The following is an 18,847-nucleotide window of genomic DNA, read 5'->3' on the forward strand; positions in this document are numbered from 1 at the left end:
CGACCGCCCTCCGCATAAAAAACATGAAAGTATCACACCTTCATCGCGCACTCCAAAAGCGCTATCATGCGCTATCGTCACCTCACCCGATCTTCACCATGTGCGTCAACTTCCGCCCGCCCGAACCTGAAATGCTGGAAGCCGTCATGGGCGTCATCATCGACCTGCACGACACCGGCTTCTGGAAGGAAGAAACCTGGAAGGACTATGCCGCGCCCATCGTCCGCCGCGGCGCGCATGGCGGCCGCGAAGGCGTGCTGGCCAGCTACGGCATGGTGCCGCGCCAGCGCATCCCGGCCGGCGTCAAGCCGTACGACACGATGAACGCGCGGGCCGAAACGGTGGGCCAGCTGCGCTCGTTCTCGGGCGCGTGGAAGCAGGCGCAGCTTTGTCTGGTGCCGATGCGCGCGTTCTATGAGCCGTGCTATGAAAGCGGCAAGGCCGTGCGCTGGGGCATCGGCATGGCGGACCAGGCGATGTTCGCGGTGGCGGGCCTGTGGCGCGAGTGGGAAAGCGACGACGGCACGCAGATCTCCTTCACCCAATTGACGATCAACGCCGACGCCCATCCCCTGATGCGGCGCTTTCATTTTCTCGGCGACGAGCGCCGCCCGCCGGACGAGAAGCGCGGCCTGGTGATCGTGCCGCCGGCCGAGTGGGACGACTGGCTGAACTGCACCAATCCCGAGTATGCGCGCAGCTTCCTGCAGCCCTACCCCGCCGAGCAAATGAGCGCGTGGCCGGCGCCGGTGCCGAAGAAGGAAAAGCCGGTCCAGCCCAAGGCGCCCAGCGATAATCTGGAACTGTTCTGACTCAACTCCACTTCATGGTCGCGCCCCTGCGCGCCGGTCATGCAGGCATATATCAAGCGGCGGCCCAGGCTTCGATACTGCAACCTGCAGTTGATCAAAGAAAAGGAAAACGAGCCGTTGATGAGTGGCTTACTGAGACGTATTTTACGCGGGCGGAGGTTTGATGTTGACGGCAATGCCCGCCACGAGCTCATATGGCACGCGCACGCGCGGCCCCTCACCACCGAAGTCATCTGGGTTGCGGGTAACTAAGAGCCGCCCTTCTGCCTCCGCAGTCGCACGGATGATGCAATCAGGCAGTGCGATTTTAGGCGGGGTAACAATGCTGGCGCCGCGTATGGTAGCAGCACGCTCCATTATGTCGTCGTTCGAATGAACAACCTTGATGCCCGCACCGGTGAGAAATGCATTGAAACGCTGTTTGCCGGCCTGGTCCATCTTGCACGCCACCGCCATCCAAGTGATGGAGCTGATGATGGCGTCGTCGTCGTTCGTAAGTTCGACTACAGCAGCGGCATGCCCCTCCAGGTTGTCAATCAGGATGTTGGTATCAAAGAGTGCTATTTCCATTCAGCACGTACCTCGCGCTGATAAGCAATAGCGTCGCGCGGCTTGTCTGGATCATTCTTCCACATGCCGTGCACACTCATGACGGCAGCAAGGCGTTTTGCCCGCGCAGCGGCGCCTGTAATGGCTGCGCCAGAGGCTTCGCCGGCCGTTTTTATGGACGCTGCCTTTGCGCTCGCAACAAGGCCAGCTTGATGCTGCTTCTCCATGATCTCAACGGCACACTGGACCGCGCGCGCAACCACAACAACGTCAAAATGCTTGTCCGCCTTTAGACGCGCGAGGCGCGCCGCACCACCGCTCACCCACATTCCATTAGATTTAAATTTAGCTTTCTTCGGCTGCGCAGACGTGAGCACCTTCAGTAGTTGAGCGCCGGTCAAATGACTTGGGTCGATCTGGCGCGCACGCGCTGCCGACTCCACCCGCGACATTTCGCGGTCATCCAGCTCTACGGTAAGTTGTGCCATGACACACCTCATGGCTAGAATACCGTCTTGCTTGCCGGGAAAATGCGCAGTGCGTCACGACGTGATACGCACTGGCTTTATTAGATTCTAACCAGTGACCAGAAGTAACTGAACAACCCACGGTGAAATCTGCGGTTTAGTTCCTTAGCGAAAAGCTTGTTTAGCTCGGAAAATTGAACACGCTGTTGGTTTTGCACGGCTGACTCCAGCTCGATATTTTGAGATTGAAGTTTCGCCAAGTCCCCAAAGTTCGCTGTTTGCATAGCAATCTGGATGGATTTTTCATCACCAGAAATGAGCGCCCCGAAAATGGCATTGGGGTCGGCTCGTTTTAGAAGATTCTTTGCAAGAGTGTCCCGCCTAGCGATAAGGGAAGAAACTTTTTCAGCTCCTTGCTTTGTTTCATTCTGAAATTCATCTATAAGATCGAGACTAAGGGCAAGGTTTTCGTAATTACCGGCCAGTTCACTATGGCATCGGGAAGTTTTAGTGAATAGCTCCTGAACCTGTCCAAGGGATTTTTGGTAAGTTTCCATCGTTCCCTTAAATGCCACGAAGTAGATTTCCGACGATCCTTTCTTCGCAATGGTATCGGGGTTGAAGTGTTCTTGAAGAACCTGCGCAGCACCCGCATTAGCTCCAGCTGCGGCAAGGTAATCTGAATGAAGACGGTCACACTCCAGGAATTTTGTTTTGGCACCCTTATAGTCTGTTTCGTAGATTGCCTTGGTAATTTCAAACTGCTGATTAAATACTGATAAAATGCCTGGAATTACAAAAGAGGCAATTAGCACAGCAAGTACGTTGTCTTTAATCCAGTTAAGGGCGGCGATCAATTTTTGTGGCATACATTCTCCATTTGAATTTAACATCATAATCAGTGCACTGGCCGCTGTGCGAAGTCCTTGCCATGAAAAGTACCTCACCGCCTCAATTGCTTTGCGGATCGCTCGATGCCGGCAAGGATCGTTCCGGCGCCCCCTCTGTGCCAATATAACTTGAGACACCTACCCGATTAATTTAGAGTACAGCGGTAGGTTCCCAACATGCACAACCGAAAGCATCAAATTAGCACTCCAGAAGCCCAACAAGACATCCTCAACGCATCGTCCATCGGCGCCCAACGCCCGGACCCGGAGGTTGTGCCCAACGCCAAGCGTCCCGCTCGGAACCGTGCAACACCGCAGCCAGATCCGTCAGGCCCGGCCCGCCGTCGCTCTCGTACTTCAAATGCGACGGTACTCCGAGGGCCTGGCGGTAGTCTTCCTGCGGCAAGCGCATGATCCATTTTCCGGACGGATGCATTCGGTGGTCGAAGCGCTCGGCACCGAGCACCTTCTGGCCACCAAAATTCAAGATGGCGGTCTGGGCGTCCGGCAGGCCGAATTCCGCCAGCAGGTTCATGCTCAACCACTCGTTCTCAATCGATGCCGTCAGGTCCGCCTTGCGGTGCCCCACCAGTCCCAACGTCAATTTGAGGATGTGGGTGGTAGGCGTCGCCCGAAAGGCCAGCGGATTTGCGCGCCGACTGCAGAAGTGGGCCTAGCTGCTTGGAGAGCGATAGAATCTGCCTCATGGGATGCTTTCCGCGTTTTACCTGCGTACCGAATATTTGCAGATTACGCGTATCGCAGGTATTCGCCAAATACCCGTCATACAGTTAGCTTATGTACCGATAAATATTAGACGAACAATGCCTGCATCAGATCCGCAGTCGCAGGCTCAATTTGCCTGGCGCCTTTAGCCAGATTAATTTGCTTCGCTGCCGCCGCAACTTCAAGAGCGCCAGGAGCAATGTTGTACGCAGCTTTTCTTCTCATCCAATGAAGCACATCAACCAAATGCCACAAGGACAAGCTACCCGCGTGGACAGGTACGGGGAAAGTGGCGAAATTATTCACCGCTAGTTTTCGCATGTTTTGACGCGTCACGCCAACCGCGTCTGCTATGTCAGTAAGGCCGACCAGGTCTGGTCCCGCCTCGATGAGTTTGGCAGATGGAATGACCTGCCTCACATCAGTCAGCGCACTGGTCAGTGCCTCAAAGGCAGAACTCGCTTCTCTCGTAAATTCAAGCGCTATTCGGCCCGGCACGCCGATGCCAACCAGGGCATCATCACATCCGGCCCCGCCTAAGCGCTCGACCAGTTCATCCTGATTTCCATCCGCGTCGGACAGTTGATAGTTGAGCTTAAAAGTAAATTCCATTTTCTACTCCTTGGGTGCATCGCCAGTCTGACCGACGCCCGCAGCTTCACTCTGCCGTCTTGTGCAGTTGTCTACCACACGCTTAATGGCTCTTGCATGATTGCTTGGAGTTCTCGGAGTACTCTAGATGGACGTGATGCAAAATTCTCCGCAGCGGCATTCCTGATCGTTATAAGGACAGAATATTTTCCCCCACGCGTGCCCACCGCCAACATGGAGCACCCAACCGTGCTTTTCGGCATGCTTGAGAGCATCCTCAACTTCTTTCTTTGGATGTGACGCACGAGCCATTTCCGTCTCCAATGCTATGGGGATGACTGTTAATTGTCAAGTGACAACCAACATGGAGGCGCACTCGAAAATCGTCAAGCTTGACATCCTCCCCGCCCTAAAGGACGGGGATTCCTACGGCGCCGCGTGATGATCTACGGGTCGCTTCGGTGGGTTCCTGCTTCATCGAGCGGCCTGATTGCGCCGACTCTCCACAGGCCAAAACGCGATGTCCTCGCGCTAAAATGTTGATCGCTCCGAGCACATCGGCATGATTTTCGTAGCCACAATCGGCGCACAGGAATTGAGCCTGAGTCTGCCGATTGTCTTTCGCGACGTGGCCGCAAGCCGGGCACGTCTGGCTGGTGTGGTGCGGTGGTACGGCGAGCAACATGCCGCCGTTCCATGCAACCTTATAGCCTAGCTGGCGGCGCAACTCTCCCCATCCTTGATCGAGAATGGCGCGATTCAGGCCCGACTTCCGGCCGACCTTCTTGCCCGGCTGTTCGATGGTGCCTTTGGAAGACCTGGACATATTCCGTACCTGTAAATCCTCAATACATACGAGCGCGTGGTTTTTGCTGATCGTCGTTGTGGTTTTGTGCAGGAAGTCTTTGCGGGCATTGGCGATGCCGGTGTGAATCTTCTGGACGCGAACTTTCGCCTTCTTCCAATTGCTACTGAACTTGACCTTGCGGCCCATGGTGCGTTGGTAACGAGCAAGGCGCTGCCGATGCTTCTTGAAGCTGTTTTGCGGCGCGATGAAGTCGCCGTCGCTCATGGTGGCGAACCGAGCGATGCCGACATCGATGCCGATGGCTGTCGTCGCCGTGGGCAGTGGCTGTTCGACCTCGCGTTGCGTTTGAATCGACGCGAACCACTTGCCGCCCGACTGGCTCACGGTGACATTGCGCACCTTGCCCAGCACGTCGCGGCTGTTGCGGTAACGCAGCCAGCCGAGCTTGGGCAGAAAGATGCGGTCGTTGCGCTGGTCGAGTTTGATTTGCTTCGCGTCTGGGTAGCGAAAGCTGTCGCCGCTGCCTTTGCGCTTGAAGCTGGGGAAGTCTGCCCTTTTCTCGAAGAAATTCTTGTACGCCCGCTCCAAGTCCTTCAACGCCTGTTGCAACGGGTGACAGGGCGCATCTTTCAGCCACGGAGTCGCCTCGCCATTGCGCCAGCCGGTGAGCGCCTTGCACATCCCGGTGTAGCCGATGAACTTGTTGCCAGCCTCATGGTTGTCCTTCTGCATCGCCAGCGCTTTGTTGTAGACGAACCGGCACGCCCCGGAGAAGCGGCGCATATCATGCGCTTGCTCACCGTTTGGCGTCAGTTCAAACTTGAAGGCTTGCAAACGAATCACACTGTAATTATATACAGCCCCGCTCTGCGAGCCAACACGTTTCGACTGACCAAGGACGGCTGCGCCGTCCGCGCTCTTGACCCCGCCCTGAAGGACGGGGCTTGCCGCGCACCCGGTCAATCGCAAACATCAGGCGTACATACGATGTTTGGCATCAAGGTCGAAAGCGTACCCACGGAGTCATGAAATTGAAGTTGGGAAATTTTTTGACGAGCCGCCGGTCTGCTCGCCGTGAGAGTTAGTGTGTGCTGACCGCGCGCCCTCGGCGCGCGAGGCTGCCGCTGCGCGGCAGCAGTCGGGCGATTCGGAGAGGGCTGGGCTTGCAAGCCCAGCCCTTCGAATCTCACCGCTTCCGTCCAAAAATGCAAAAACCGCCCAGTGGGCGGTTTTTGTATTTTTTGGCGGAAGCGGTGAGATTCGAACTCACGAACAGTTTAACCCGTCGCTAGTTTTCAAGACTAGTGCCTTCAACCACTCGGCCACGCTTCCTAAGTGTGCAGCATTATACAGATTTCACCCCCACTTGGGTGCCGAACCGTCGATCCGCCCTCAAGCGGCCCGACTGGCCTGCCCCGGCGCCCAGTTCTCGCGCAGCGCCTGCTCGAACGCTTCCGCTTCCAGCGGCCGCGAGAACAGATAGCCCTGCACCTCGTCGCAGCCGGAATTTTTCAGGAAGGCCAGCTGCTCGACCGTCTCCACGCCCTCGGCGATGACTTTATGCTTGAGCTGTTGCGCAATGCTGATGATGGTGTTGGCGATCGCGCAGTCGTTGGCGTCGCCAGGGATGCCGATGGTGAACGAGCGGTCGATCTTCAGCGTGTCGATCGGGAAGCGCTTCAGATACGACAGGCTGGAATACCCGGTGCCGAAATCATCCAGCGACAAGGTCACGCCCAGCGCCGTGATGCGGTCCATGATGCCGATCACCCGGTCGATGTTGTGCATCAGCGTGCTTTCGGTGATCTCCAGCTCCAGCCACGTCGGCTCCAGCCCGTAGCGCGTCAGCGTCTCCTGCACCCGTCCCGGCAAGGCCGCGGTGAACTCGCGCGCCGACACATTGACCGCCAGCCGTATCGGCGGCAGCCCCGCATCCTTCCACACCTTGGCCTGCGCGCAGGCCGCTTCCAGCACCCATTCGCCGACCTGCACCACCAAGCCGGTGGCCTCGGCCAGCGGAATGAACTCGATCGGCGGCACCAGGCCGCGCACCGGATGGCGCCAGCGCACCAGCGCCTCCGCGCCGATGATCTTGCCGTTGTCGATGCAGAACTTGGGCTGGTAGTGCAGCAACAGCTCGCCGTGGCCCAGCGCGTGGCGCAGCCCCGTCTCGATCCGCATGCGCTCCTGCATGCCCTGGTTCATGTCCTGGCTGTAGAACGCGACGTGGTCGCCTTCCGCCCCGCCCTCCTGCTTGGCGCGGTACATGGCGATGTCGGCCAGCCGCAGCAGGGTTTCGGCGTCGCCGCCGTCCTGCGGGTAGACGCTGATGCCGATGCTGCCGCCCACGCGCAAGTCATGGCCGTCGATCAGGATCGGCGTGTTCAGGGTGGCCAGCAGCTTTTGCGCCACCATGCTCGCCTCGAAATGCTGGCCGATGTCGAACAGGCCAACGGCGAATTCGTCGCCGCCCAGCCGCGCCACCAGGTCCTGGTCGCGCAGCACGGCGCGGAAGCGGCGCGCCACTTCGCACAGCAGCTCGTCGCCGATCTTGCGCCCCAGGGTGTCGTTGATCAGCTTGAAGCGGTTGAGGTCGATGAACAGCACGCAGCCATGCAGCTTGCTGCGCTGGGCCACCGTCAGGGCCTGGTCGACCAGCTTGGTCAGCAGCGAACGGTTGGGCAGGTTGGTCAGCGCGTCGTAGTAGGCCAGGTGGTGGATGCGCTCTTCCGCCATCTTGCGTTCGGTGATGTCGGTCAGGTAGGCGATCAGGCCGATCGCGCGGTCGTTGATGTCGCGCAGCGGCGACAGCGACAGGCTGGCCCAGAACACTTCGCCGGACTTTTTCTTGCGCCGCACTTCCATCAGGCGCCCGCCCTGCTCAAGGAAGGTGTCGTCGAAACTCTCGTCCTCGTCGTCGTACAGGAACAGGATGTTGCGCCCCACCGCTTCCACCGAGCTGTAGCCGAACAGGCGCTCGGCGCCCTTGTTCCAGCTGATGATGAAGCCGCTCATGTCCATGGTCAGCACCGACTCGTGGATGTGGTCGAGGATCTGCGCCTGGTGCTGCAGCTGCGACTCCACCTGCACGTAGGCGTGGCTGGAGCGCTGCGCCAGCGCGTGCACCTGCAGCACGCTGCCGGCCAGGTTGGCCAGGCTGGCCAGGTGTTCGCGGTCGAGCGAGCTGTAGCGCGCACGCCCGGACACCACGAAGCGGCCGAAATATTCGTCGTCGAACAGGATGTCCTGGGTCAGGCTGGGCACCGCGTCGTCGTTGGCGGCCAGCACTTCGATCACCGGCGCCTTGAGCAGCATGGCGTCGGTGTCGGCCGGCAGGAATTCGCCCAGCGGACTGTTCATCACGCTGCGGACGATGCGCCCCAGCTCCTCGGCCAGCGCCGCTCCGCGCAAGCGCAACACCGCGTCGCACAAGGCCGCGCTGTTGCTCAGGAAATCGGAGACGGGATGCGCGACCATGGCTTAGATATTCCTGCTGACCTGGATCGCCCAGTGGTAAGCCTGCAATTGCACTTGCCAGTAGGTCTCATGGTCGATGCCGGCCTGGTCCAGACCGGCGCTGTCGTGGCGCTCCACCAGGGCCAGCAGTTCACCCAGCGGGCCGGCGCGGTCGAGCAGCGCCATCACCACGTCGAGGTCGAGGCTGAGCGCGGCGACGATTTCCGTCATCGGCATGCCCAGCAACACATCCAGCAGCGAGAACACGCCGGCCACGAAGGCCATGTCCTGCTGGTCGCGCTCCCAGCCGAGCGCCTTGCTCAGCCCTTCCATCTGCGCGGCGCGCACCGCCGCCAGCGGCAGCAGCGGGTTGGACATGCCGTCGTCCTGCTGGCGCGCGTACAGCAGCAGCTGCAGCCAGCGCTGCAACTGGCGCCGGCCCAGCACGTTGATGGCCTGGCCGAAGCTGTGGATCGGCGAACTGAGCGCGAACGCGGCCGAGTTCACCAGCTTGAGCAAATGGTAGGACAGCGCCGGGTCCTGCTTGAGCAGCACTTCCAGCTCGCGCGAGTCGGCGTCGCGGGCCAGCAGGCCCAGCAGCGCCAGCAGGCGCTTGCGCGAGGTGCCGTCGCCGGCGTTCATGTCTTGCGGCGGATGCAGGGCGAAGTCGCCGGCGAACCAGCTGAAGCCGGCCTGGGCGCATTCGGCGATGCGCGCTTCGCTGCCCATGCCGGTGGCCAGGTGCGGGCCCGGCTGGGCCACCAGCGCCAGCACCGGCGGCATGGCCAGCGCGGCGTCGACCATCAGCGACTTGGCGCCGCACAGGGTGGCGGCCATGCCGGCCACGCCGTCGACCATGATGCGGTAGCCGGCGTCGGCGTACGAGGACAGCTTCTTTTGCACCGGCAGCTCGGCGCAGGCGGCGGCCGGCACGCGCAGGATCACGCGGTGGGGCGGCAGCTCGGACAGTTGGGACAGTTCCAGCAGCGCCGGCTGGGCCACCGGCAGGATGCAATCGAGCGGCGCCAGCGCGGCGAACGCGTCCGGCGTCTTGAGCAAGGTCAGCGCCGCCTGGAAGGCGTCGCCCGAGTCTGCGGACAATTCAAAAGTCAGTGCCACCCACTCGTTGTGAGCGTTGGACACGGCTTGCAATTCCACCAGTGGAAACATGCTAGTTTCAGGCGCAGACATCAATATCTCATTGAAGGTTGTGCGCGCAATCTTAGATCAAGCATTGATATTAGGCAATCAATTACCACCCGACAGTATTGTTATTTTCAATACGACCAGTATAAGACCAATCATCGCGCGCGAAACGTTTACTTTTATACAATTGCAAATACACAAGCGGTGCAGGAATATAGCAGATATTGCCGCACAAACACGCACTGTTAAAGATTGCTTAATAGAATTAGAGCCGATACTCTGTATTTACAACAGGATTGCACAAGCCGCAACGTTACTGCACATGCTGGACCGCGAACCGGATCAGCTCGGCCTGCCCCTCGATGCCCAGCTTGCGCTTGATGTTCAGGCGATGGGTTTCCACGGTGCGCACGCTGAGGTCGAGCGCGCGGGCGATCTGCTTGTTCGATTCGCCGTTGGCGATGTGGCGCAGCACCTCGTGCTCGCGCGAGGTCAGCTGGTTGTCCTGGGTGTGCGGCTGGGCCAGCTGGCGCGCCAGCGCGGCGCTGTAGTAGATGCCGCCGGACATGACGGTCTCGATCGCCACCACGATGTCCTTGCCGGGCGCGTCCTTGAGCACATAGCCGCGCGCGCCGGCCTGGATCGCCTGCGACACGTATTCCAGCTTGTCGTGCATCGACAGGATCAGCACCGCGATACGCGGAAACGCCTGCTTGAACTGGGCCGTCGCCTCGATGCCGTTGGTGCCGCGCATATTGATGTCCATCAGCACCAGGTCGACCTCGCACTGGGCGGCCTGCTCCAGCGCCTCGGCCGCGCCGCCGGCCTCGGCCACCACCTGGAATTGCGGCATCGCCTCCAGCCGCGCGCGCAGGCCGTCGCGCACCAGGGGATGGTCGTCGACCAGCAGGATTTTGATTGTGGCTGTCATGTCGTGATCTTTATAAACTGTGCTTTAAAACTGTGTTAACCGTTGCCGGCAAAGGCGGTCACCACCGTGCCGGCGCTGGAGGAGGCGATGTCAAAGCGGCCGCCGATGGCGTCCATGCGCTCCATCATATTGCGCAGGCCGATGCCGTGCTTGGGATGCAGGGCGATGCCTTCGGCGTCGAAGCCGGCGCCGTCGTCGCGGATGCGCAGGGTGACGCCGCCGTGCTCGCCGGTCAGGCCGATCTCGATGCGGCTGGCGCCGGCGTGGCGCTCGATATTGGTCAAGGCTTCCTGGGCCACGCGGAACAGCACGGTGTTGGCGACGTCGGGCAAGTCGTCGGTGCACCCCTCCGCCTCGAAGTGTACCGGGGTTCCGCTGCTGAGCGTGTACTCCTGGCCCAGGTGGTGCAGCGCCGCCGCCAGGCCCAGGTCGTCCAGGATAGCCGGGCGCAGATTGTGCGAGATGCGGCGCACCTCGCCCATCACGTTGTTGAGCTGGTCGGCCGCGTGCTCGAAGGCCGCCTGCGCCGCCTGCTGCTGCGCGACCTGGCCGGACGCCAGGCCGGAGGTCAGGCGGATGATGCCGGCCTCGATCTGCAGCTTGATCGACACCAGCCACTGGCTGATGCCGTCGTGCAGGTCGCGTGAGAGCCGCGCCCGTTCCTCCTCCTGCGATTCCACCACGCGCTGGGCCAGCACCTTGAGCTTGGCGTCGGCCACCCGCAGCTCGCTGATGTTGAGCGCCAGCCCGGAACTGGCCACCGCCACCGAGGCCGCGATGGCGATCGCGGCGATCCACAGCATGGTGTTGTGGATGTTGCCCGATTGCTGGACATCGACCTTGGCCAGCGCCTGGTCGACGTCGTCCAGATAGATACCAGTGCCCAGCATCCAGCCCCATTTCGGCATCGGGATCACGTAGCCCAGCTTGGCGCCGGACTTGTGGGTGGACGGCTTGACCCACCTGTAGCGTTCCAGCCCGCCGCCCGCGCGGGCGCGCGCCAGCAGGTTCTGGATGGTCGGCTGGCCCTGCTCGTCGCGCATCTCAAACAGGTTGCGGCCCACCAGTTCCGGCTGGCGCGGATGCATCAAGGTGTTGCCCTGCATGTCGTAGACAAAGAAATAGCCGTCGTCTCCATAGCTGAGCGAGGACAGGATGCGCTTGGCCTCGTCGCGGGTGGCCTGGTCGTCGCGGCCCGACTCGTACAGATGGGCGATGGCGTGCGCGGCCAGCGCCACGTAGTGCTTCAGTTCGGCCTCCTTGCTGCTCAGGTAGGCTTGCTGGATGGTCTCGCGCTGCTGCTGGGCCAGCAGCACCGACTGGTGCCGCACCGCCAGCGCGATGGCGATCAGCGCCAGGATCAGCGGCGTGATGGCCAGGAATATGACTTTTTGCCGCAACTTCATGACGTTCCGTCCCGAATGATTCTGTAGCGCGATTCTACGCTCCCCGCCGGCTGCGGCGACTACGTAGTTGTACCGAGCCATAGTGCGTAGTGGTGCGCTTGCGGCGGTTATCAGCTTCCTGAATACTGGACATAAGCTGCCAAGGGGGTCAAGTCTGACATTCGGACACGGCCTCTGCCGTACTACCAGCTACGGCAGAGGCCGTGTCCGAATGTCAGACTTGACCCCCGCCTTAAAGCAGCGCCCAAAACCTTGGAGGAAGCATGAAAACACTACACCATACCGCGCCACCCACGCTGGCCAGCCGGCTCGGCTGGGCCGCGCTCGCCCTGTGCGGCGCCGCGGCGCTGGGCGTCATCGCGCTCAAGCGCGGCGAAGCTGTCAGCGCCATCTGGATCGTCATCGCCGCCGTCTGCGTCTACCTGATCGCCTACCGCTTCTACAGCCTGTTCATCGCCGACAAGGTGCTGGGCCTGGACGCCCGCCGCATGACCCCGGCCAACAAGCTGAACGACGGCCTCGACCATGTGCCGACCAATAAGTACGTGCTGTTCGGCCACCACTTCGCCGCCATCGCCGGCGCCGGTCCGCTGGTCGGCCCGGTGCTGGCCGCGCAGATGGGCTATCTGCCCGGCATGCTGTGGATACTGGCCGGCGTGGTGTTTGCCGGCGCCGTGCAGGACTTCATCGTGCTGTTCATCTCGATGCGCCGCGACGGCCGTTCGCTGGGCGACCTGATCAAATCGGAGCTGGGCCAGATCCCCGGCATGATCGCACTGCTGGGCACCTTCATGATCATGGTCATCATCCTGGCGGTGCTGGCGCTGATCGTGGTGAAGGCGCTGACCGGCTCGCCGTGGGGCAGCTTCACCGTCATGGCCACCATCCCGATCGCGCTGCTCATGGGCGTCTACACCCGCTACGTGCGCGTCGGCCGCATCGGCGAAGTGTCGGTCATCGGCTTCGTGCTGCTGATGGCGGCCATCTTCGGCGGCCAAGTCGTGCAGGAAAACCCGGCCCTGGCGCCGATGTTCACCTTCACCGGCACCGAGCTGACCTGGATGCTGATCGGCTACGGCTTCGTCGCCTCGGTGCTGCCGGTGTGGCTGCTGCTGGCGCCGCGCGACTACCTGTCGACCTTCCTCAAGATCGGCACCATCGTCGGCCTGGCGCTGGGCATCGTGGTGGTCGCGCCCTACCTGAAAATGCCGGCCATGACCAAGTTCATCGACGGCACCGGTCCGGTCTGGGCCGGCTCGCTGTTCCCCTTCCTGTTCATCACCATCGCCTGCGGCGCCGTGTCCGGCTTCCACGCCCTGATCGCCTCCGGCACCACGCCCAAGATGATCGAGAATGAAACCCACGCCCGCTTCATCGGCTACGGCGCGATGCTGATGGAATCGTTCGTCGCCATCATGGCGCTGGTGGCCGCCTCGACCATCGAGCCGGGCGTCTACTTCGCCATGAACAGCCCGGCCGCGCTGCTGGGCACCACGGCCGAGTCCGCCGCGCACGCGGTCTCGCAGATGGGCTTCTACATCACGCCGGAAATGCTGACCCAGACCGCCAAGGATGTCGGCGAGCACTCGATCATCTCGCGCGCCGGCGGCGCGCCGACGCTGGCGGTGGGCATGGCCCAGATCCTGTCGGGCGTCATCGGCGGCAAGATGATGATGGCCTTCTGGTACCACTTCGCCATCCTGTTCGAGGCGCTGTTCATCCTGACGGCGGTCGACGCCGGCACCCGCGCCGGCCGCTTCATGCTGCAGGACTTGCTGGGCGCCTTCGTGCCGGCCATGAAGCAGACCGAGAACGTGTTCGCCAACCTGACCGCGACCGGCCTGTGCGTGGCGGCCTGGGGCTACTTCCTGTACCAGGGCGTGGTCGATCCGCTGGGCGGCATCAACACCCTGTGGCCGCTGTTCGGCATCGCCAACCAGATGCTGGCGGCGATCGCGCTGATCCTCGGCACCTGCGTGCTGTTCAAGATGAAGCGTGCCAGGTTCGCCTGGGTCACCGTGCTGCCGACCGTGTGGCTGCTGCTGTGCACGCTGACGGCGGGCTTCCAGAAGATCTTCGACGCCAATCCGAAGATCGGCTTCCTGGCGCACGCCGCCAAGTACCAGGCCGCCTTCGACGAGGGCAAGCTGCTGGCGCCGGCCAAGTCGGTGCTGCAGATGCAGCAGGTGATCTTCAACGACTACCTGGACGCGTCGCTGGCCGGCTTCTTCATGATCGTCGTGCTCAGCGTGCTGGCGTTCGGCATCCGCACGGTGCTGGCGGCGCGCGCCTCGGCCCAGCCGACCGCCCAGGAAAGCGCTATGGTCCTGACGCCCCAGGTGCAGTGATGCTGGGCGAGATCGCCAAGGCCGGCCGCTATCTCGGACAAAGCATGCGTCTGATGATGGGCCTGCCTGAATACGACACCTACGTCTCGCACCGGGAAGCCAGCCATCCCGACGAGCCGATGATGACGTACGAGGAATTCTTCCGCGAACGTCAGGAAGCCCGCTACGGCGGCGCCGGCAAGCGCGGCGGTTGCTGCTAGTCGAAATAGAAAGGCCGGTTCCGCGCGAATCGGCTTTTTTTTGCGGGAACTTTTTGCGTCGCCCACATGTCTAACTCCGCTGAGCCGCGTTGTCGGCCATTCTCGGGAGACACATGTCGCAACCTTTTTCATACCAACAGGCGTATGCCCGCAACATCGGCTGGGTCACGCAGGCCGAGCAATCGGTGTTGCGCGGCAAGCGCATCGCCATCGCCGGCCTGGGCGGCGTCGGCGGCGTGCACCTGCTGACCCTGGCGCGGCTGGGCGTGGGCGCCTTCCACATCGCCGACTTCGACACCTTCGACATCGCCAACTTCAACCGGCAGGTGGGCGCCACCATGTCCACGCTGGGGCTAGCCAAGGTCGAGGTGCTGGCCGGGATGGCGCGCGACATCAATCCCGGGCTGCAGATCGTCCGCTTTCCCGACGGCGTCAACAGCGGCAACCTGGCCCAGTTCTTCGAAGGCGTCGACTTGTACGTGGACGGCCTGGATTTCTTTGCCTTCGACGCGCGCCAGGCCACCTTCGCCGCCTGCGCGCGGCTGGGCATACCGGCCATCACGGCGGCGCCGCTGGGCATGGGCACGGCGGTGCTGAACTTCCTGCCGGGCCAGATGACGTTCGAGCAGTACTTCGGCTGGGGCGCGCTGCCGGACGAGGAAAAGGCGCTGCGCTTCCTGGTCGGCCTGGCGCCGGCCGGCCTGCACGCGCGCTACCTGGTCGATCCGTCCAGCATCAACCTGCAGGAGCAGCGCGGACCGTCGACCATCATGGGCTGCGAGCTGTGCGCCGGCGCGGCCGCCACCGAGGCGCTGAAGATCCTGCTGAACCGCGGCCCGGTCGAGGCCGCGCCGCGCGGTTATCATTTCGACGCCTATCGTAACAAGCTGGTCCGCACCTGGCGCCCCGGCGGCCACCGCCACCCGCTCCAGCGGCTGACCATGATGCTGGTGAAACGCCGGCGCGGAGCGCAATCATGAGCAAGATGGAACAACACCTCGACGCCACGCTGGAGCAGATCCTGGAACTGGCGCGCTGGGCCCCCAGCGGCGACAACACCCAGCCGTGGCGCTTTGAAATCCTCGACGCCCGCCGCCTGGTGGTGCACGGCCACGACACGCGCGACCACTGTGTCTACGACCTCGACGGCCATCCCAGCCAGCTCTCGATCGGCGCGCTGCTCGAAACCATGGCCATCGCCGCCAGCAGCTACCAGCTGGAGTTGCGGGTCACGCGCCACGTCGAGGCGCCGGAGAGCCGCCCCACCCTCAGCGTCGAGTTCGTTCCCGCGCCGGACCTGGAGCCCGATCCGCTGGCCGACGCCATCCTGCCGCGCAGCGTGCAGCGGCGCGCGCTGAGCCGGCGCCCGCTGACGCCGGCCGAACGCTCGGCGCTGCTGGCCACGCTGCCGGACGGCTACGGCGTGCACTGGCTGGAGGGCGGCCAGCGCGCGGCGGCGGCGCGGCTGATGTTCCGCAACGCCAAGCTGCGGCTGACGATGCCGGAAGCCTGGCAGGTGCACAAGTCGGTCATCGAATGGAACGCCCGCTACAGCGAGGACCGCATCCCCGACCAGGCGCTGGGGGTGGACGCCGCCACCGCCAAACTGATGCGCTGGATCATGCAGCGCTGGCAGCGGGTGGAGTTCTTCAACACCTGGCTGGCCGGCACGCTGGCGCCGCGCCTGCAAATGGACTTGATCCCCGGCCTGGCCTGCGCCGCCCATTTCGTGCTGACCGCGCCGCGCCGCGCACAGCGGGTCGACGACTACCTGCAGGCCGGCCGCGCCATGCAGCGCTTCTGGCTGACCGCCACCGCGCAGGGCCTGCAACTGCAACCGGAGCTGACGCCGCTGATCTTCGCCCGCTACGTGCGCGAAGGCCGGGTGTTCTCCGGCACGCCCGGCATGCAGGAGCGCGCGGAGGCGCTGGCGCGCGAGGGCGCGGCGCTGGTCGGCCAGGCGGCGTGGGAGACGGCGGTGTTCATGGGCCGCATCGGCGCCGGCCCGGCGGCGGCGGCGCGCTCGCTGCGCAAGCCGCTGCGCGCGTTGCTGGTCGGCCCGGCCGGCAAGCCTTGACGGGCTTCTTTACAACGACGCGCCGGCGCCGCCGCTAAACGAGCTCAAGCCGTTGATTTGACAGGCCCCGCCGCCACTGGCAAGGCTTTTGCTCAGCCTGCTAGGTCGACACCGATTCCGGGGTCGCGATCCAGACAGGGAGCCAATATGAACAACGTCAAACCGGCCATCGCCGCCGCCATGCTCACCACCGCGCTGGCGGGCGCGCCGCCCGCCCACGCCGGACCGATGGTCGGGCTGGACCCGACCGGCCAGCACGCCTACTCCACCTATGCCGACCTGTGGACCAACGTCACCAATACCGCGATGGCCACCAATTTCACGCCCGGCGCCCCCGCCGCCCCCGGACTGCTGCCGTCCCCCAGCGTGGTGCGCTCGCAGATGGTGATCGGCACCATGTCGCAAAACGCCGCCATCGTCACCCCGGGCGGCCTGAACACCGGCTTCGAACTGAGCGCCGTGGTGCGCTTCCAGGAATTGGTGGACAGCCAGACCGCCACTTCCGCCCACTTCAGGCTGCCAGACAGCCAGGCCAGCGCGATCGATGTCGATCTGCTGCACGCCGGCGTGCAAAACATCGCCTTCTACCTCGACCGCTTCACGTCGGGCACGGCCAGCAGGGCGGTGGCCGGCGACGGCGACGGCACCGTGCGTTGCTACGGCGCCGGCCAGACCTCGGACGGCTGCGGCGTCGGCGACCCGGACGGTGACGGCGTGCTGGTCATGTCCGGCCGCCTGGTCGCCCTCGAAGCCAACGTCGCCACCGCCGGCGACCTGTCCACCGGCGCGTTCGACATGCGCTACCGGATCGACTTCGTGGATGCCCGCTATCTCGACCTCGCCAGCGGCGCCGTGTTCCAGAACAATGTCACCGGCGCCGCCACCATGCCCTCGCTGTACGCGCCGGCCGCCATGTGGGACGGCACCCCGCCCGCCGGCGTGCCGCTGATGAAGTTCGACGGTTCGGGCTCGTTCGCGCTGGCGGCCGTGCCGGAACCGGCCACGCTGGCCCTGCTCGGCATCGGCCTGGCCGGCGTGGTGCTGGCGCGCCGCCGCCCGCCGTTGTAAGCCTGGCCGGGCCCGTCCGGCCGGCGGGCCCGGCGTCGTCAGCCGCGGCCGCCGGCCGCGCGCCGCAGCGCCGCGTCGAAGCGGGTCGCCACATCGTAGCGCTGAAACAGCGACGCCAGCTGGCCCGCCGCAGCCCGCGCCGCCGGGCGCTCCAGCAAGTCCAGCACGGTGCGCCGCAGCGTGTCCTGGTCCAGCCGGTCCGAGCGCAGCAGGGCGCCGGCGCCCATCGCCGCCACCGCCCGCATGTTCAGATACTGGTCCAGGTTGCCCGCGATGCCCAGCACCGGCACGCCGGCCGCCAGCGCCTGCTGGCTGGTCGGACTGCCGCCGTTGCAGATCACCAGCTGCGCCCGCCGCGCGGCCTCCTCGCCCGGCAGGTAGTCGGCCACATGGGCGTTGTCCGGCGGCGCGCCGGGATCGGCCTGGCCGGCGGTGGCGGCGATCACCCGCACCGGCAGCGCCGCCAGCGCCTGCAGTATCCGCGGCAGCAGCGCGCCCTGCCCCGAGCTGCCCAGCGTGACGTAGATCAGTGGCTTGTCGGCCGGCAAGGCATCCCACCAGCCGGGCGGCGGCGTCGGCGGCGACCAGGTCACCGGCCCCAGATAGGAATGATGGGGCGGCAGATCCACCGCCGGGAACATCTCCGGAATGTCCGGATACAGCACATAGTCGGCGTCGGCATACACGCTGCGCAAGTCATAGCCCAGCGACGGCAGGCGGTAGCTGCGCCGCACCCGGTTCAGCGGCCGGCTGTGCAGCGCGAACGCCAGCGGCCGCACCAGGCGGAACAGCCGATCCGCCAGCGCGATCGGCAGCACCCGCGCCAGCGCGATGGCCGGCACCGTGTAGCGCTGCGGCACATAGGGACTCCAGTAGGCGTTGATCAGGCCGACATACGGCACTTGCGCCACGCGCGCGCTGACCGACAGCGACAGCCGGAAGTCGCCCACCACCACATCCGGCCGCACCGCCTGCAGCAGGCGCAGGTCGTCCCGCACATACTGCTGCAGGGTGGCGCTGTCGTACACCGGCTTGCCCGCGGCCAGGGCCGCCAGGAAGCGCGCGCTGGCGATGCTGGCTATGGTCCAACTGCTCAGCCTGCTGCCCTGGAAAAAAGCCTCGTAGCCGGGCGCGCAGGCAAAGTGTACCTCGTATTGTTGCGGCGCCAGCGTCCGCGCCAGCGCCAGCGGCCGGCCGACGTGGGCCAGCGTGACGGCCTCGGCCACGAACAGGATTTTTTTGCGTTCCATCCTTGCAGCTTGCGACGCACTTCGCCGCGGCCTTTGAGAATGCTCAAACGTGCGGGGATTAGATGCAGATCAAGGCTGCATGGTTGCGGACGCTATATTTTTCCATCTGGCACTTACCGATC

Annotated in this window: 16 protein-coding genes, 1 tRNA gene and 2 pseudogenes; 6 read left to right on the forward strand and 13 right to left on the reverse strand. The window is 63.7% G+C overall.

What is annotated here, in order from left to right:
* Window positions 1-98: 98 nt before the first annotated feature.
* Window positions 99-812, forward strand: a complete 714-nt coding sequence (locus KVP70_RS27280) for an SOS response-associated peptidase (RefSeq protein WP_217945559.1) — start codon at window positions 99-101, stop codon at window positions 810-812.
* A 144-nt stretch (window positions 813-956) separates the two neighbouring features.
* Here the strand turns inward: KVP70_RS27280 and KVP70_RS27285 are convergent, their stop codons facing one another.
* The 12 genes and pseudogenes from KVP70_RS27285 to KVP70_RS27335 all read right to left on the reverse strand — a co-directional run bounded on the left by KVP70_RS27285 (window position 957) and on the right by KVP70_RS27335 (window position 11,782).
* The gene (locus tag KVP70_RS27285; RefSeq protein ID WP_217945560.1) at window positions 957-1,382 is read right to left on the reverse strand and encodes a PIN domain-containing protein; all 426 of its coding nucleotides are present in this window, start codon (window positions 1,380-1,382) and stop codon (window positions 957-959) included.
* Window positions 1,373-1,849 (reverse strand): hypothetical protein, encoded by a 477-nt coding sequence (locus KVP70_RS27290; RefSeq protein ID WP_217945561.1) that lies wholly within the window; start codon window positions 1,847-1,849, stop codon window positions 1,373-1,375. The genes KVP70_RS27285 and KVP70_RS27290 overlap by 10 nt, the downstream gene beginning before the upstream one ends.
* An 80-nt stretch (window positions 1,850-1,929) precedes the next feature.
* On the reverse strand, window positions 1,930-2,697 hold the full coding sequence (locus KVP70_RS27295; protein WP_217945562.1) for a hypothetical protein: 768 nt from the start codon (window positions 2,695-2,697) through the stop codon (window positions 1,930-1,932).
* A gap of 316 nt (window positions 2,698-3,013) precedes the next feature.
* Window positions 3,014-3,349: pseudogene (locus KVP70_RS27300) on the reverse strand (HipA domain-containing protein); the annotation flags it as partial.
* 182 nt (window positions 3,350-3,531) lie between these two features.
* Window positions 3,532-4,056 carry a helix-turn-helix transcriptional regulator gene (locus KVP70_RS27305; RefSeq protein ID WP_217945563.1) on the reverse strand — a complete coding sequence of 175 codons (525 nt, stop codon included), beginning with the start codon at window positions 4,054-4,056 and terminating at the stop codon, window positions 3,532-3,534.
* Between the two features lie 3 nt (window positions 4,057-4,059).
* Window positions 4,060-4,347, reverse strand: a pseudogene (locus tag KVP70_RS34460) (hypothetical protein).
* A gap of 97 nt (window positions 4,348-4,444) precedes the next feature.
* Window positions 4,445-5,686 (reverse strand): RNA-guided endonuclease InsQ/TnpB family protein, encoded by a 1,242-nt coding sequence (locus tag KVP70_RS27310; RefSeq protein WP_217945564.1) that lies wholly within the window; start codon window positions 5,684-5,686, stop codon window positions 4,445-4,447.
* 399 nt (window positions 5,687-6,085) lie between these two features.
* Window positions 6,086-6,175 (reverse strand) — tRNA-Ser (locus tag KVP70_RS27315).
* 60 nt (window positions 6,176-6,235) lie between these two features.
* A complete protein-coding gene (locus tag KVP70_RS27320) occupies window positions 6,236-8,320 on the reverse strand; it encodes a putative bifunctional diguanylate cyclase/phosphodiesterase (protein ID WP_217945565.1) in 2,085 nt (694 codons plus the stop codon).
* A gap of 3 nt (window positions 8,321-8,323) precedes the next feature.
* Window positions 8,324-9,469: an EAL and HDOD domain-containing protein gene (locus tag KVP70_RS27325; RefSeq protein WP_229225124.1), complete on the reverse strand. Its 1,146-nt coding sequence runs from the start codon at window positions 9,467-9,469 to the stop codon at window positions 8,324-8,326.
* Between the two features lie 289 nt (window positions 9,470-9,758).
* A complete protein-coding gene (locus tag KVP70_RS27330) occupies window positions 9,759-10,376 on the reverse strand; it encodes a response regulator (protein WP_217945567.1) in 618 nt (205 codons plus the stop codon).
* A 35-nt stretch (window positions 10,377-10,411) separates the two neighbouring features.
* Window positions 10,412-11,782, reverse strand: coding sequence for a cache domain-containing protein (locus KVP70_RS27335; protein ID WP_217945568.1), 1,371 nt, complete (start codon window positions 11,780-11,782; stop codon window positions 10,412-10,414).
* Between the two features lie 263 nt (window positions 11,783-12,045).
* On the opposite strand from KVP70_RS27335, the gene KVP70_RS27340 reads away from it, so the two are divergent.
* The 5 genes from KVP70_RS27340 (at window position 12,046) to KVP70_RS27360 (ending at window position 17,475) form a co-directional block, all read left to right on the forward strand.
* Window positions 12,046-14,130, forward strand: coding sequence for a carbon starvation CstA family protein (locus KVP70_RS27340; RefSeq protein WP_217945569.1), 2,085 nt, complete (start codon window positions 12,046-12,048; stop codon window positions 14,128-14,130).
* A complete protein-coding gene (locus KVP70_RS27345) occupies window positions 14,130-14,330 on the forward strand; it encodes a YbdD/YjiX family protein (protein ID WP_217945570.1) in 201 nt (66 codons plus the stop codon). The genes KVP70_RS27340 and KVP70_RS27345 overlap by 1 nt, the downstream gene beginning before the upstream one ends.
* 113 nt (window positions 14,331-14,443) lie before the next feature.
* Window positions 14,444-15,310: a ThiF family adenylyltransferase gene (locus KVP70_RS27350; protein ID WP_217945571.1), complete on the forward strand. Its 867-nt coding sequence runs from the start codon at window positions 14,444-14,446 to the stop codon at window positions 15,308-15,310.
* Window positions 15,307-16,407, forward strand: a complete 1,101-nt coding sequence (locus KVP70_RS27355) for a nitroreductase family protein (protein ID WP_217945572.1) — start codon at window positions 15,307-15,309, stop codon at window positions 16,405-16,407. Before KVP70_RS27350 ends, KVP70_RS27355 begins: the two co-directional genes overlap by 4 nt.
* 147 nt (window positions 16,408-16,554) lie before the next feature.
* Window positions 16,555-17,475 (forward strand): PEP-CTERM sorting domain-containing protein, encoded by a 921-nt coding sequence (locus tag KVP70_RS27360; RefSeq protein WP_217945573.1) that lies wholly within the window; start codon window positions 16,555-16,557, stop codon window positions 17,473-17,475.
* 38 nt (window positions 17,476-17,513) lie between these two features.
* Here KVP70_RS27360 and KVP70_RS27365 read toward each other — a convergent pair whose 3' ends face one another.
* On the reverse strand, window positions 17,514-18,725 hold the full coding sequence (locus KVP70_RS27365; protein ID WP_217945574.1) for a glycosyltransferase: 1,212 nt from the start codon (window positions 18,723-18,725) through the stop codon (window positions 17,514-17,516).
* Between the last annotated feature and the right edge of the window lie 122 nt (window positions 18,726-18,847).

Origin of the sequence: Duganella violaceipulchra, assembly GCF_019166075.1 — a bacterium.
Taxonomy (GTDB): Bacteria; Pseudomonadota; Gammaproteobacteria; order Burkholderiales; family Burkholderiaceae_D; genus Rugamonas; species Rugamonas violaceipulchra.

Bases quoted from the DNA above. Each gene is read 5' to 3' on its own strand.
- KVP70_RS27280 (WP_217945559.1), top strand. From the start codon at position 99: ATGTGCGTCAACTTCCGCCCGCCCGAACCTGAAATGCTGGAAGCCGTC.
- KVP70_RS27285 (WP_217945560.1), bottom strand. From the start codon at position 1,382: ATGGAAATAGCACTCTTTGATACCAACATCCTGATTGACAACCTGGAG.
- KVP70_RS27290 (WP_217945561.1), bottom strand. From the start codon at position 1,849: ATGGCACAACTTACCGTAGAGCTGGATGACCGCGAAATGTCGCGGGTG.
- KVP70_RS27295 (WP_217945562.1), bottom strand. From the start codon at position 2,697: ATGCCACAAAAATTGATCGCCGCCCTTAACTGGATTAAAGACAACGTA.
- KVP70_RS27305 (WP_217945563.1), bottom strand. From the start codon at position 4,056: ATGGAATTTACTTTTAAGCTCAACTATCAACTGTCCGACGCGGATGGA.
- KVP70_RS27320 (WP_217945565.1), bottom strand. From the start codon at position 8,320: ATGGTCGCGCATCCCGTCTCCGATTTCCTGAGCAACAGCGCGGCCTTG.
- KVP70_RS27325 (WP_229225124.1), bottom strand. From the start codon at position 9,469: ATGTTTCCACTGGTGGAATTGCAAGCCGTGTCCAACGCTCACAACGAG.
- KVP70_RS27330 (WP_217945567.1), bottom strand. From the start codon at position 10,376: ATGACAGCCACAATCAAAATCCTGCTGGTCGACGACCATCCCCTGGTG.
- KVP70_RS27335 (WP_217945568.1), bottom strand. From the start codon at position 11,782: ATGAAGTTGCGGCAAAAAGTCATATTCCTGGCCATCACGCCGCTGATC.
- KVP70_RS27340 (WP_217945569.1), top strand. From the start codon at position 12,046: ATGAAAACACTACACCATACCGCGCCACCCACGCTGGCCAGCCGGCTC.
- KVP70_RS27345 (WP_217945570.1), top strand. From the start codon at position 14,130: ATGCTGGGCGAGATCGCCAAGGCCGGCCGCTATCTCGGACAAAGCATG.
- KVP70_RS27350 (WP_217945571.1), top strand. From the start codon at position 14,444: ATGTCGCAACCTTTTTCATACCAACAGGCGTATGCCCGCAACATCGGC.
- KVP70_RS27355 (WP_217945572.1), top strand. From the start codon at position 15,307: ATGAGCAAGATGGAACAACACCTCGACGCCACGCTGGAGCAGATCCTG.
- KVP70_RS27360 (WP_217945573.1), top strand. From the start codon at position 16,555: ATGAACAACGTCAAACCGGCCATCGCCGCCGCCATGCTCACCACCGCG.
- KVP70_RS27365 (WP_217945574.1), bottom strand. From the start codon at position 18,725: ATGGAACGCAAAAAAATCCTGTTCGTGGCCGAGGCCGTCACGCTGGCC.